The sequence below is a fragment of the Methylobacterium sp. GC_Met_3 genome, assembly GCF_026540775.1.
In the GTDB taxonomy this organism is placed as follows: Bacteria; Pseudomonadota; Alphaproteobacteria; order Rhizobiales; family Beijerinckiaceae; genus Methylobacterium.
The window spans coordinates 67,740-80,259 of record NZ_JALNUL010000014.1 but is presented as its reverse complement, the minus strand read 5'-3'; the positions used below and the strand labels follow the sequence as shown (position 1 = coordinate 80,259).

Sequence of the window (12,520 nt, the reverse complement as noted above, 5' to 3'; positions counted from 1 at the left end):
AGGCGCCTGGCGCTCCGCGTCAGACCAATTCGGCCGGCTCGCGTGCGGGCGTGCGATATCCGGTTTGGTGCAGGAACGTCGGGTCGAACTCGGCGACCACGGCCAACTCGTCCCAATCCTGGATCGTGAGGACGCCTCCGCTCAGGGTGACGAGACCGCGTGTGCGCAGCGTCCGCAGAACCCGGTTCAGGTGAACGCTGGTCAATCCGAGGGCATCAGCCAGCTCCGCCTGTTTGGGCGCCAGGGGACAGCTCAAGCCGCTCGTGAGCCCCATCGCTCGCTGGCGCAGGTACAGTTCGCAGAACAGGTGGGCCACGCGGCCGAGGGCCTGCCGCCGACCGAGGCTGGTAATCCGCTCCCGGTAGTGGGCGCCGTCGATCAGGGTGTCGCGCCAGAAGATACCGATGAGATTCGGATGGTGCCGGAAGACGCGATGGAGCTCGTCGTGGGTGACGAACGCGATCGTACAGGCTGTCAGTGTCGCCAGGTGGTGGTCCATCCGATGCAGGTGCAGGCTCTGCAAATCGGGCATGTCCCCGGCAATGTAGAACGAGAGGATCTGCCGTTCGCCCTCCGACAACGCGGCGTAGCGCGACACCCAGCCCTGGAGCACGAGACAGCACTGGCCCGGTCGCTCGCCGAAGCGGACGATGTCATGGCGCGCCGGCAGAGCCCGCACTGTGTGCGACAAGCCCAGGATTGCGGCGCGGTCCGAATCGGTCAGCTCAGCGCAGCTGTCGAGCTTTCGCGCCAGAAGCTCCATCGGCATCGTGTAGGTTATCGGCATCGGGCGGTCAGGCCTCGAACAGTTCGATTACGAGACGCCGCGCGGATCGACCTCCCGTAGAGGGCAGTGCGGGCCGGACATCGCCGACACTCCGAAGCATGCGCTGCCGCCTCCGTGTAGGCCGTTGTCCAAACGCAACCGGCAACGACCCGCCCGTGGCCGCCAATGAATTCGACACGGTTTTCCGTCGGCCGGCAGAGGTACCGCGGTCCCGTCCCGGCGGGCAAGCCTGGGACGCCGCTGCGGTCGCACCATGCCATCCAAGGCATCACCGGGTTCGGTTGTACTCTTGACGGTGTTGCTGTATGGCACGCGGGTCTTACCGGACCCGCTCTCGCGCGCTCGTCTTTTCGGCGCGCACGCCGAGCCGCCGGATAGACCGCCCTCGTCATCCGTATTGACGCGTCGGCAAGCCGATCCCTTTGGGACCGGTCGCCTCTCCCGGGAAATGCAGGGAGGGGCCGCGGCGGACAGGGGTGCGTGCAACGCGAGCCGCCGGCGCAACGGGCCTCCGAGGGAGGCCGTTCAGGAGATGGAATGACCGCAGGTACCGCTCTGGGGCATAGCCCGAGCCGCGACGATTTCGCCGCACTTCTCGAGGAGAGCTTCCTCGAACACGAGATCACCGAAGGGTCCGTCGTCAAGGGTCGCGTCGTCGCGATCGAGAAGGACGTGGCCGTCATCGACATCGGCGCCAAGACGGAAGGCCGTGTCGCTCTCAAGGAATTCACCGGCCCCGGCCGGGAAGGCGAGCTGAAGGTCGGCGACGAGGTCGAGGTCTACGTCGACCGGATCGAGAACGCGCTCGGCGAGGCCGTCATCTCGCGCGACAAGGCGCGCCGCGAGGAGAGCTGGGTCAAGCTCGAGAAGTCGTTCGAGAACAACGACCGCGTCACCGGCACGATCTTCAATCAGGTCAAGGGCGGCTACACGGTCGACCTCGACGGCGCCGTGGCGTTCCTGCCGCGCTCGCAGGTCGATATCCGCCCGGTCCGCGACGTCACCCCGCTGCTCGGCACCCCGCAGCCGTTCCAAATCCTCAAGATGGATCGCCGCCGCGGCAACATCGTCGTGTCGCGCCGGACCGTGCTCGAGGAGAGCCGCGCCGAGCAGCGCTCCGAGCTGGTGGCCAACCTTGAGGAAGGTCAGGTCATCGACGGCGTCGTCAAGAACATCACCGAGTACGGCGCCTTCGTCGATCTCGGCGGCATCGACGGCCTGCTGCACGTCACCGACATGGCGTGGCGCCGCGTGAACCACCCGTCCGAGGTCGTCACCATCGGCCAGACGGTCAAGGTCAAAATCATCAAGATCAACCACGAGACGCACCGCATCTCGCTCGGCATCAAGCAGCTGCTCGCCGATCCGTGGGAGGGCATCGCCGCCCGCTATCCGGAGGGCGCCAAGCTCAAGGGCCGCGTGACCAACATCACCGATTACGGCGCCTTCGTGGAGCTGGAGCCGGGGATCGAGGGCCTGATCCACGTCTCCGAGATGAGCTGGACCAAGAAGAACGTCCATCCGGGCAAGATCGTCTCCACCTCCCAGGAGGTCGAGGTCCAGATCCTGGAAGTCGATCCGGTCAAGCGCCGCATCTCGCTCGGCCTCAAGCAGACCCTGCAGAACCCCTGGGAGGGCTTCGCCGAGAAGCACCCGGTCGGCTCCGAGGTCGAGGGCGAGGTCAAGAACAAGACCGAGTTCGGCCTGTTCATCGGCCTCGAGGGCGATGTCGACGGCATGGTCCACCTGTCGGATCTCGACTGGAACCGTCCCGGCGAGCAGGTCATCGAGGAGTTCAAGAAGGGCGACATGGTCCGCGCCCAGGTCCTCGACGTCGACGTCGAGAAGGAGCGGATCTCGCTGGGCGTGAAGCAGCTCGGCGGTGACCCCTTCGCCGAGGCCGGCGAGATCAAGAAGGGTCAGATCGTCACCTGCGAAGTCACCGAGGTGAAGGATTCGGGCGTCGAGGCGAAGATCGTCGACACCGATATGACCACCTTCGTCCGCCGGGCCGAGCTCGCCCGCGATCGTGGCGATCAGCGCCCCGAGCGCTTCGCCACCGGCGAGAAGTTCGACGCCCGCGTCGTGCAGTTCGACCGGAAGGCTCGCCGCGTGCAGGTCTCGATCAAGGCCCTCGAGGTCGCCGAGGAGAAGGAGGCCATGGCCCAGTTCGGCTCCGCCGATTCGGGTGCCTCGCTCGGCGACATCCTCGGTGCCGCGTTCAACAAGAAGCGCACCGACGAGGATTGAGCAGCTAAAGCCTGCCGCCCGGCCTGTTCGGGCGGCAGATCCAAGATCTTGAACCCGCGTGGGACCGCGTCCTGCGCGGGTTTTTTGTGCGCGCCGGCGTATCGCGCCAGATTCTCTGCGATCTGTTTGCCGAGCGGCAACCGGTTGCGTCAGCCATGGCGACCCGTACCGAAACGCTATTCGGCACCGTCAGTCCCAGCTCGATCTTCAGCACCACTTCGACCTGCCGTCTGCGGGTGCAGATGGCCGAGTAACAGGTCGGTATCAGCACCTGCGAGGCAGCCTGCGACCGCTCCGCCTTCACGGTTGGCCAGTGGCACCGCAATTTCTTCGCGCGCCCCGTATCCATGCTCGCGGTAAATGCTTAGAACACCGGCCTCACCCGGTTTGGATCGGGTGAGGCGAACGAAACCAAGGACTTGCCCGGCGCGGGGCGTGGCTCCCGCACCCCGTCGAGGGGCCGGCCCGGGGGCTTCAGGGAAGGCACAGCATGGCAGCCGACGCCGAACTGCTGATTGACCGGCGGCGCCTTCGCCGCAGGTTGTCCCTCTGGCGTGTGCTCGGCATCGGCGGCCTGATCGTGGCGGTCGGCGCCCTCGGTTACCGCGTCCGTACCGGCGCTGAAGGAGGTTTCGCCGTCCAGCCCCAGATCGCCCGCATCTCGGTCTCCGGCTTCATCGCCGGCAGCGAGGCCACCGCCAAGCTGATGAAGCGGGTCGGCGACGCCGATGCGGTGAAGGCCGTCATCGTCTCGATCAATTCGCCCGGCGGCACGACGACGGGCTCGGAGGAGATCTTCCGCAACCTTCGGGCGCTCGCCGCCAAGAAGCCGATCGTCGCCTTCGTGGACGGCACAGCCGCGTCCGGCGCCTACATCACCGCCATCGCGGCCGACCACATCGTCGCGCGGGAGACCAGCCTCGTCGGTTCGATCGGCGTGCTGTTCCAGTACCCGGATGTGTCGGGCCTTCTCGACAAGGTCGGCGTCAAGGTCGAGTCGGTGAAGTCGTCGCCGCTCAAGGCCGAGCCGTCGGGTTTCACGCCGACATCGCCGGAGGCGCGCGCCGCCCTGGCGGCCGTGGTAGGTGATACCTACGCGTGGTTCAAAGGTCTCGTCGCCGAACGGCGGGGCATGGATGCCGATCAGGTGAAGACCGTCTCCGACGGTCGGGTGTTCAGTGGCCGCCAGAGCGTGCCCCTGAAGCTCGTGGACGAACTCGGCAGCGAGCGTCAGGCGGTCGCTTGGCTGGAGAGCGCCCGGGGCGTGACGAAGGATCTGCCGGTCAAGGATTGGAAGCCGAAATCGGAGAGCGACTTCTCGCTCTGGTCCGCGGCCGGGATCGGCGCGGATCTGCTCGGCTTCGAGGGCGTGGCGACCCATCTTCGCACGGTCGGCGCGGAGGCGCAGGCCGCCCGTGGCGGGTTGCTCGCCCTCTGGCGCCCCGAACCCTGACCGGTCGTCGACATAGCGCCCGCCCCGATCCCGCGAGAAGACTCAAACGCCATGATCAAGTCGGAGCTCGTCCTCAAGATCGCCGAGCAGAACCCGCATCTCTATCAGCGCGACGTGGAGATCCTGGTCAACGCGATCCTCGACACCATTTCGGATGCGCTGGCCCGCGGCGACCGGGTCGAGCTGCGTGGCTTCGGCGCCTTCTCGGTCAAGCGCCGCGAGGCGCGTCGGGGACGCAACCCACGCACGGGTGCGGCCGTTGCCGTGTCCGAGAAGGCGATCCCCGTGTTCAAGACCGGCAAGGAGATGCGCCAGCGCCTCAACGCGGCCGGTATCGGCGAGACCGCCTCGGCCGCAGAGTAGCAAGGAGCCCTGAGCGCGATGATCCGTTTCCTGAAGAGCCTCGTGCTGTTGCCGATCGCCGCCTTGGTGATCCTGCTGGCGGTGGCCAATCGCGTACCGGTCCGGCTTTCGTTCGATCCGTTCAACGTCGATGCGCCGGTCTTCAGCGTGGATCTGCCGCTCTACGCGATCCTGTTCGGCGCGGTGGCGCTGGGCATCATCGTCGGCGGCATCTTCACCTGGCTCGGCCAGGGCAAGACCCGGGCGCAGGCCCGCTATCACCGCCGGGAGGCCGTGCGCTACGAGCGTGAGGCGACGCGGCTACGCACTTACGCGCCGGAGAGCGAGACGCCGGGCCCCTACACGGTCCCGAATATCGGCCGGGCGGCGTTGCCGGCGCCCCGGTAAGCTCAGCGCGTTCCGCGCACGGCTGCGACGAAAGCGGCGATCCTCTCGGGATCCTTGATACCCAGCGCCGATTCGACGCCGGAGGAGATATCGACGGCGCCGAGCCGCGTCCGTGAGAGGGCTTCGGCGACGTTGTCGGCGTCCAGCCCCCCGGAGAGCATCGTGCCCTGTGGCAGGTCGCGGTCGGCCAGGATCGTCCAGTCGAAGCGCCGGCCGTTGCCGCCGGGCAGCGCCGCATCGGCGGGCGCCTTGGCGTCGAGGAGGATGCGATCGGCCACTTCCGCGTAGGCTGCAAGCGGCGCCAGATCCGCCGGCGTCGCGAGGCCGAGGGCCTTCATCACAGGACGGCGGGTCAGGGCGCGGATCGCCGCGACGCGCTCCGGGCTCTCCCGGCCGTGCAGCTGGATCAGGTCGGGGTCCATCGCCGCAATTGCGTCGGCCAACAGGGTATCGTCCGGATCGACCAGCAGGACCACGCGCTCGGCACGCCCCTTCGCGCGGGACGACAGGGCGGCGGCGCGGGCAAGATCCACGTGGCGCGGACTGCGTGGGAAATGCACGAGGCCGATCCAATCCACCCCGAGCGCCAGGGCGGCGTCGAGGGTGTCCTCGGTGCTGAGCCCGCAGATCTTGATGCGGGCTTGGGGAGCGGTCGCGGAAGCCATGGGCGCCTTATAGCCGATCCGGATGCCGGGAGAGCATGCGCGTGGCGCCGGAGCCCTCAGTACAAGGCAGGCAGGTAGACGTTCGGGATCGGGAAGCCGCTGAAGATGACCTTGCCGTCGACCAGCCGGATCGGCGGCAGATCCTTTAACGGTGCCGCATCGGCCGGCGCGTCCGGCTGGGGGCGACGGCTCAGTCCCAGAAGGCCTCCGACGAGCTGACCCACGAGGGCGCCGCGTTCCGAGCCGAAGCGCTGCCCGACGATGCTACCGACCAACGTATCGATCCCGGCCGCCCGGAGATCGATCTGTCCGGCCGGCCTATGAGCGGCGTCGAGGGCGAGGCTGCCCTTCGCTTGGATGCGCTGCTGGCCTTTGGCCAGGGACAGCCCCGTGATGTCCAGCGTTCCGCCGGCCTGACGCCAGCGTTCCAGTTCCCGCGGCACGGGCCCGGTCTGCAGGATCGTGGCCTGAGACACCGCTGCGTCCAACACGAGGTCGGCCGGATCCTGGGTTCCTGTGAGCGCGTCGAGTTGCGAGACCTCCGCCCGGGTCAGGCGCAGGCTGAGATCCACGGCGCCTTCGGATGTGAAGCGGCCGGGATCGGGCCGGGCGTGCAGTTCCAGATGCTGCCCCGAGACGTCGATCGGTCCGGTGGGCGTGCCCGTCACCGTGACCTTCGGGTCGTCCATAACAACCGAGGCTCGGGTGAATCCATCCGACGCGCCATGAAAGCTGCCCTGAAGGGACCGCCAGGACGCGTCACCCGTCAAGCTACCCTGTTCGACGTGGAACGGACCGGCACTCTCGAACACCACGAGGCGTGGCTGGTAGATCTGCGCCACCGCGGTCGTCGGCCCGAGGCGGAAGCGGCCGTCCGAGCGGTCCAGGGTTACGGTGCTGCAGCGCAGTTCGATGCGGAAGGGGTATCCGGTCAGGGTCCGGTCGGCGCAAGCCCAGTTCCGGCCCGCAGCCGCCTCTCGCGCCATCCAGCCGTCGATTTCGCCGGCTGCCCGTCCGCGGATCCAGAACCACCCGATCGACCAAACCACCACCACGAGGGTGAGGAGGATGTAGGGGAGGAACAGCCCGAGCCGTAAGCGACGCCTGTCGCCGCGCCGAGACGTCTGCGCCGCATGCTCCAGCTGTGTCCGATCCTGCACCATGCGTTCCGCTCCCGCCTCGATCCCCTACAGGGACGTCACGACCCCGCCATGAGGCCACGCAAGGGGCGAAACTGGGGCGACGGCGACCCGGGTCGACGGCGACGCGGATCGTACGGCCTGGAGGGACACATCAGCCCCCGCGATCAGACCTGAGCCGGCTCGACCGTATCCACCTTCAGATCGTCCGCAATCGCCATCCGTTCGGCCTCGCTATCGGCCAGGCGATGCACATGCATCTCGGTGGCGCCGCCGTGGCGGACGCGCTCCAGCCACGTCCGGCGGAGGTGATCCCGGGGGCTCTCCTTGGAGGTGGCGACCGACACCATCTTGGCGATGCCGGTATCGTCGCGGCGCACGGCGATCACCACGGCCTCCGCCATCTCGTCGACATCGAAGCCGCCGGCCGGATGAACCCCGACCACGTAGCGCCGGCCAGAGCGGCCCCGCCAAGCCGAGAGCGGCAGCGCAGGTGCGCCGCGCAGGCCTGCATTGGTCTTGAGGCGTTCTTCGCGCACATCCTGCCTCCGGGTGCGATCGTCCTTCAGGTCGCGAAGCGCGGCCGACCAGGACAGGGCTCTTCTGTTCGCCATTTGTTCCAACCTAGCGCGCGATATCCACAGCCGTCAAGGGCGACGTTCCTATGTCTGGAGATGGGGATGATGCCCGTTATCCACAAGCCGGGAGCACGTGTGGCGGGCGACGCGCAGACGGTTCAGCGGCGTGGCGGGAACGCTGTCGACCCGGCGTCCGGAACCGGATGCGCCGTCGCGTCGAGGCCGTGACGTGCTCCATCGGTCAGAGCGTTTGAGGCCGCCTCCAGGCGGTCCTGGATCAGGACCTGAAATTCCTGCCGGGGCAGTCCGGGGGGAATGGTCGGCAGGAACTCGATGATCGCGGTCCCGGGGCGGCGGACGAGGCTGTTGCGCGACCAGAACAAGCCAGTGTTCAGGGCGACCGGCAGGCAGGGAACCTGCAACGCGATGTAGAGGTGCGACAGGCCCTGCTTGTAGGCGGGCGGCGCCCCCACGGAACGGCGGGTGCCCTCCGGGAAGATGATCAGCCGGCGGCCCTGCCGGATGGCCTCGACGGCGGCGGCGTTCATCAGGCTCATGGCCCGCGTGCCCTTGGAGCGGTCGATCGCCACCATGCCGCTGCGCGACAGGTACCAGCCGATCAGCGGAATGAAGAGCAGCTCACGCTTCAGGATGTAGGCGAAGTTCGGCAGGACCGTGCAGAGCGCCAGGGTCTCGAGCGCCGACTGGTGCTTGGCCGCCACCAGCAGCGGCCCCGGGGGAATGTTGTCCAGTCCGCGGAACTCGACGCGGGTGCCGGCGACCGTCTGCAGCAGCCAGAGGGTGATCCGTCCCCAGAGATGGGCCAGCCGCATCACAGCCCGTCCGGAGACCAGGGTCGGCAAACCGACGACCGCCAGCACCGTGGTGAGTGTGTAGAAGCAGATGTTGAAGGTGAGGGAGCGCAGGGCGAGCATCGGAATCCGGGGCTGGGCGCCTTTCCTGTAGCGCGGTGGGATACCGGCGGCCAAGCGAGCTTGGTCGAGGGTGTCCCGCGACCACAGCTTCAGGCAGCCTCATTCGCTCGATCGTCCCGCACGAGGCCGGCCCGGCGACCCGCGATCAGCCAGTAGACGAGGCCGGCGCTCGCACCGACCACGAACAGGATCAGAGTCAGCCGCGCTTCGGCCGCGAGAAGACCTGGGTTGCGGCCGGCCTCATTCGAGCGGATCACGCCACGGGTGAGCCAGGGGAGGGCGGCGGTCAGCGCGCCGCAGCCTGCGCCGTACCAGAGAAGGCCGCGCCGACCGAGGACCTCCCCGCAGAGTCCCACGAAGGCCGGCGGCACGGCCAGCAGGACGAACAGCGCCTGGGCAAGGCCTGCGATGAATAGGACAAGTCCCTCCGGCGGCAGGCCGGCCGAAAGGTCGGACAGGGCCATATCGAGGCCGGCAAGCGCGCCGCCGGTCAGCCAAGCCTGCGCAGCCGGATCGACGACGAGCGCCATGACGAGGACGGCGAAGCCAACCGGAACGGCGAAAACGAGGGCGAGGGCGCCAAGGAACAGACGGCCGAGGGCGTGCATGCCGCCAGCCTCTACACCGGACACGTCCGCCCGTCGCGCGAAAGCCGCGCCCGATCCTCGCGGATCGGGCGCGGCTTCCAAAGGCCGGCGCGGCGCGTCAGCCGTGGGCCGGCGCAGCGTCCCCGTGATCGCCGTGCGTGTGCTTCTTCCGGAACCGGCCGAGCCAGAGCGAGAAGCGGCGGATCACCACGTAGAACACCGGCGTCAGGAACAGGCCGAAGAAGGTCGCGCCGATCATCCCGAAGAACACCGCCGTGCCGAGCGCCTGGCGCATTTCGGCGCCGGGGCCGGTGGCGATCACCAGCGGCAGCGTGCCGAGGATGAACGCGAAGGCGGTCATCAGGATCGGGCGCAGGCGCAGGCGGCAGGCTTCCACCGCCGCGTCGACCGGACTCAGATGCTCGCGCTGCTCGATATCATGCGCGAACTCCACGATCAGGATCGCGTTCTTGGCAGCCAAGCCGATGAGCACGATGAGACCGATCTGGGTCAGGATGTTGTTGTCCTGACCGCGGAACTGCACGCCTGCGAGCGCCGCGAGCACGCCGGTCGGCACCACCAGCAGAATCGCGAGCGGCAAGGCCCAGGATTCGTACTGCGCGGCGAGCACGAGGAAGACCAGCAACACGCCGAGGGCGAAGACCGCGCCCGCGGTCCCGCTCGCCGCCTTCTGCTGATAGGCGATCTCGGTCCAGTCGTAGGAGTAACCGTCGGGCAGGTTCTTCTTGGCGATCTCCTCCATGGCGTCGAGCGCCTGACCGGTGGAGATGCCGGGCTTGGCCACGCCCTGCACGGGAACCGAGTAGTACAGGTTGAACCGCTGCACGATCTGCGGTCCCGTCACGTCCCGCACCGAGGCGAGCGTGCCCATCGGCACCAGCGCGCCGGTCGACGAGCGCACCTTGATCTGGGAGATGTCCTGGATCGACGTGCGGAAGGCGGCGTCGCCCTGCAGGCGCACCTGATAGATGCGGCCCAGGGTGTTGAAGTCGTTGACGTAAGTGCCGCCGAGATCCGCCTGGACCGACGAGAACACGTTGGCCAGCGGCACGTTCAGCATCCGCGCGATGGTGCGGTCGATGTCGAGGAAGAGCTGCGGCGTCGAGTTGTCGAAGGTCGTGAAGACGCGCTGCACGTCGGAGCTCTGGTTCGCCTGACCGATCACTGCGCCGGCCGCGGCCATCAGCGGGCCGATTTCCGACGATTGCCGGCTCTCGATCTGCATCTTGAAGCCGCCGCCGCTGCCGAGGCCCCGGACGGGCGGCGGCGGGATCACGATCACCCGGGCCTCCTGGATGTCCGAGGTGGCCTTCAGCACGTCGCCGGTGATCGCCCCGGCGCTGCGTCCGGTCTCGGCACGCTCCTTCGCGCCCTTGAGCGTCAGGAACATCACGCCGGCATTGGTGGTGTTGGTGAAGGTCGCGCCGTCGAAGCCCGCGATGATCACCGCGTTGGCCACGCCGTCGACCGTGCGGGCCTGCTTGGCGGCACGCAGGATCACGTCCGTCGTGCGATCGAGGGAGGCACCGGACGGGAGCTGGACCACGCCGATCAGGTAGCCCTGGTCCTGGTCCGGGATGAAGCCCGTCGGCGTCGTCTGCGCAAGGTGCAGCGTGCCGGCGATCACCGCTGCATAGATCAGCAGCATCACGCCCAGGCCCACGATTCCGCCGGTCAGGACGCGAATGGTCCGCCCATAGGCATTCGAGGTCGCGTCGAACGCGCGGTTGAAGCCGTTCGCCAGCCAAGCCACGAACCGCGTCAGGAAGAACTTCGGCTCCTTGCGGGCATGGTGGGGCACCAGCAGCAGCTTGCACAGCGCCGGCGACAGGGTGAGCGAGTTGAACGCCGAGATCAGCGTCGAGGCCGCGATGGTCAGCGCGAACTGCTTGTAGAACTGACCCGAGATGCCCGGGATGAACGCGGTCGGTACGAACACCGCGGCCAGCACCAACGCGATGGCGATCACCGCGCCGCCGACCTCGTCCATGGTCTTGTGGGCGGCGTCTCCCGCGGAGAGCCCCTCGGCCATGTTGCGCTCGACGTTCTCCACCACCACGATCGCGTCGTCGACCACGATGCCGATGGCGAGCACCAGCCCGAACAGGGTCAGGTTGTTGAGGGAGAAGCCAAAGGCCGCCATCGCCGCGAAGGTGCCGATCAGCGACACGGGAATCGCGATCACCGGGATCAGTGCGGTCCGCCAGCTCTGGAGGAACACCAGCACCACGATCACCACGAGGCCGACCGCCTCGAACAGAGTCTTGTAGACCTCGTGAATCGATTCCTCGATGAACTCGGTCGGGTTGTAGGCGATGCGGTACTCGACGTCCGGCGGGAAGTTCTTCTTGACGGTCTCCATCACCTTCTTGACCGACGCCGCCGCGTCCAGCGCGTTGGTGCCCGGCCGCTGGAACGCGCCGATGCCCACCGCGGGCGTGTCGTTGAGGTAGGAGTTGGTGGTGTAGTCCTTCTGGCCCATCTCGACGCGGGCGATGTCCTTCACCCGGACCAGGCGCCCGTCCTGCGCCTTGATGATCACCTCGGCGAATTGCTCCGGCGTCTTGAAGCGAGCCTGCGACTGGACGACCAGCTGAAACGCCTCGCTCTTGGCCGCAGGCGGCCCGTTGAGCTGCCCGGCCGCAACCTGGACGTTCTGCTCCTGCAGGGCCGTGGTGACGTCGGTGACCGAGAGGCCGTAGGCGGCGAGCTTGTTGGGATCGACCCAGATCCGCTCGGCGTATTCGTTACCGCCGAAGATCGTGATGTCGCCGACGCCGTCGAGGCGCAGCAGCTCGTCGCGGATGTTCAGGTAGATGTAGTTGGCGAGGTAGTTCTGGTCGTAGGTCTTGTTCGGCGAGAGCAGGTGCACGACCAGCATCAGGTCGGGCGAGGCCTTGCGCACGGTCACGCCGAGGTTGCGCACGTCCGGCGGCAGGCGTGGCTGGGCCACCGAAAGCCGGTTCTGCACCAGCACGTTGGCGATATCGAGGTTGGTGCCGACCTTGAAGGTCACGGTCAGCAGCATGTTGCCGTCGTTGGTCGACAACGACGTCATGTAGAGCATGTTGTCGACGCCGTTGACCTCCTGCTCGATCGGGGTCGCGATCGTGGCGGCCACGGTCTCGGCGTTGGCGCCCGGGTACGAGGCACGCACCGTCACGGTCGGCGGCACGATCTCGGGGTATTGCGAGACCGGCAGGCTCTCGTAGGCCACGAAGCCGAGGATCAGGAACACGATCGACGTGACGGACGCGAAGATCGGTCTGTCGACGAAGAAATGGGCGAAACGCATCGGTCAAACCTCTGAGGCCCGCCGGTCTCCCGGACGGGGCCCTGCGTCGTCGGTGCGGGG

General features: G+C 67.7%; 11 protein-coding genes. 4 read left to right on the top strand and 7 right to left on the bottom strand.

Going from position 1 to position 12,520, the window contains the following annotated elements; genetic code table 11:
• Positions 1-19: 19 nt before the first annotated feature.
• Entirely contained in the window at positions 20-787 is a 768-nt protein-coding gene (locus OXS27_RS17685) for a Crp/Fnr family transcriptional regulator (protein WP_243920812.1), read from the bottom strand.
• Between the two features lie 537 nt (positions 788-1,324).
• Between OXS27_RS17685 and rpsA the strand changes: the two genes are divergently transcribed.
• The 4 genes from rpsA (at position 1,325) to OXS27_RS17665 (ending at position 5,240) form a co-directional block, all read left to right on the top strand.
• Entirely contained in the window at positions 1,325-3,037 is a 1,713-nt protein-coding gene (gene rpsA, locus OXS27_RS17680) for a 30S ribosomal protein S1 (RefSeq protein WP_243920810.1), read from the top strand.
• Positions 3,038-3,527: 490 nt separating this feature from the next.
• Positions 3,528-4,490, top strand: a complete 963-nt coding sequence (gene sppA / locus OXS27_RS17675) for a signal peptide peptidase SppA (protein WP_243920806.1) — start codon at positions 3,528-3,530, stop codon at positions 4,488-4,490.
• Positions 4,491-4,541: 51 nt separating this feature from the next.
• Positions 4,542-4,853: an integration host factor subunit beta gene (locus OXS27_RS17670; protein WP_010683170.1), complete on the top strand. Its 312-nt coding sequence runs from the start codon at positions 4,542-4,544 to the stop codon at positions 4,851-4,853.
• Positions 4,854-4,871: 18 nt separating this feature from the next.
• A complete protein-coding gene (locus OXS27_RS17665) occupies positions 4,872-5,240 on the top strand; it encodes a LapA family protein (RefSeq protein ID WP_243920804.1) in 369 nt (122 codons plus the stop codon).
• 2 nt (positions 5,241-5,242) lie between these two features.
• Here the strand turns inward: OXS27_RS17665 and OXS27_RS17660 are convergent, their stop codons facing one another.
• The 6 genes from OXS27_RS17660 to OXS27_RS17635 form a co-directional block, all read right to left on the bottom strand.
• A complete protein-coding gene (locus OXS27_RS17660) occupies positions 5,243-5,905 on the bottom strand; it encodes a phosphoribosylanthranilate isomerase (RefSeq protein ID WP_267357919.1) in 663 nt (220 codons plus the stop codon).
• A gap of 56 nt (positions 5,906-5,961) precedes the next feature.
• Entirely contained in the window at positions 5,962-7,068 is a 1,107-nt protein-coding gene (locus tag OXS27_RS17655; RefSeq protein WP_267357917.1) for a DUF2125 domain-containing protein, read from the bottom strand.
• Between the two features lie 143 nt (positions 7,069-7,211).
• The gene (locus OXS27_RS17650; protein WP_243920797.1) at positions 7,212-7,658 is read right to left on the bottom strand and encodes a hypothetical protein; all 447 of its coding nucleotides are present in this window, start codon (positions 7,656-7,658) and stop codon (positions 7,212-7,214) included.
• Positions 7,659-7,780: 122 nt separating this feature from the next.
• Positions 7,781-8,557, bottom strand: coding sequence for a lysophospholipid acyltransferase family protein (locus tag OXS27_RS17645; protein WP_243920795.1), 777 nt, complete (start codon positions 8,555-8,557; stop codon positions 7,781-7,783).
• 89 nt (positions 8,558-8,646) lie between these two features.
• Complete coding sequence (locus OXS27_RS17640) at positions 8,647-9,165, bottom strand: hypothetical protein (RefSeq protein ID WP_243920793.1); 519 nt, start codon at positions 9,163-9,165, stop codon at positions 8,647-8,649.
• Between the two features lie 97 nt (positions 9,166-9,262).
• On the bottom strand, positions 9,263-12,460 hold the full coding sequence (locus OXS27_RS17635) for a multidrug efflux RND transporter permease subunit (RefSeq protein WP_243920791.1): 3,198 nt from the start codon (positions 12,458-12,460) through the stop codon (positions 9,263-9,265).
• Positions 12,461-12,520: the final 60 nt, after the last annotated feature.

Bases quoted from the DNA above. Each gene is read 5' to 3' on its own strand.
- OXS27_RS17665 (WP_243920804.1), top strand. From the start codon at position 4,872: ATGATCCGTTTCCTGAAGAGCCTCGTGCTGTTGCCGATCGCCGCCTTG.
- OXS27_RS17685 (WP_243920812.1), bottom strand. From the start codon at position 787: ATGCCGATAACCTACACGATGCCGATGGAGCTTCTGGCGCGAAAGCTC.
- sppA (WP_243920806.1), top strand. From the start codon at position 3,528: ATGGCAGCCGACGCCGAACTGCTGATTGACCGGCGGCGCCTTCGCCGC.
- OXS27_RS17650 (WP_243920797.1), bottom strand. From the start codon at position 7,658: ATGGCGAACAGAAGAGCCCTGTCCTGGTCGGCCGCGCTTCGCGACCTG.
- OXS27_RS17645 (WP_243920795.1), bottom strand. From the start codon at position 8,557: ATGCTCGCCCTGCGCTCCCTCACCTTCAACATCTGCTTCTACACACTC.
- OXS27_RS17660 (WP_267357919.1), bottom strand. From the start codon at position 5,905: ATGGCTTCCGCGACCGCTCCCCAAGCCCGCATCAAGATCTGCGGGCTC.
- OXS27_RS17670 (WP_010683170.1), top strand. From the start codon at position 4,542: ATGATCAAGTCGGAGCTCGTCCTCAAGATCGCCGAGCAGAACCCGCAT.
- OXS27_RS17635 (WP_243920791.1), bottom strand. From the start codon at position 12,460: ATGCGTTTCGCCCATTTCTTCGTCGACAGACCGATCTTCGCGTCCGTC.
- rpsA (WP_243920810.1), top strand. From the start codon at position 1,325: ATGACCGCAGGTACCGCTCTGGGGCATAGCCCGAGCCGCGACGATTTC.
- OXS27_RS17640 (WP_243920793.1), bottom strand. From the start codon at position 9,165: ATGCACGCCCTCGGCCGTCTGTTCCTTGGCGCCCTCGCCCTCGTTTTC.
- OXS27_RS17655 (WP_267357917.1), bottom strand. From the start codon at position 7,068: ATGGTGCAGGATCGGACACAGCTGGAGCATGCGGCGCAGACGTCTCGG.